1 protein-coding gene is annotated in these 303 nt (G+C 65.7%); it reads left to right on the top strand.

Annotated features, from left to right (window positions below):
* Nucleotides 1–303: sigma-54 factor interaction domain-containing protein (locus EN850_RS35420; RefSeq protein ID WP_136093063.1), on the top strand; the 303-nt coding region annotated here is incomplete at both ends.

Below are 303 nucleotides of genomic sequence, written 5' to 3'. Positions count from 1 at the left end.
TGCTGGGTGAATCCGGTACCGGCAAGGAAGTGGTGTCAGGCGCGATCCACCAGCGCTCGCCGCGCCGCGATGGCCCGTTCGTGGCAATCAACTGCGGCGCCATTCCGGCCGACCTGCTGGAAAGCGAACTGTTCGGCCACGAAAAGGGTGCCTTCACTGGCGCACTGACCGCGCGCAAGGGCCGTTTCGAAATGGCCGAGGGCGGCACGCTGCTGCTCGACGAAATCGGCGACATGAGCCTGCCGATGCAGGTGAAGCTGCTGCGCGTGCTGCAGGAACGCAGCTTCGAGCGCGTCGAGATCG

The sequence above is a fragment of the Mesorhizobium sp. M8A.F.Ca.ET.207.01.1.1 genome, from assembly GCF_004794715.1.
Classification (GTDB): Bacteria; Pseudomonadota; Alphaproteobacteria; order Rhizobiales; family Rhizobiaceae; genus Mesorhizobium.
Note: the sequence above shows the minus strand (reverse complement) of the source record. Positions and strands in the feature narration are given on the sequence as shown.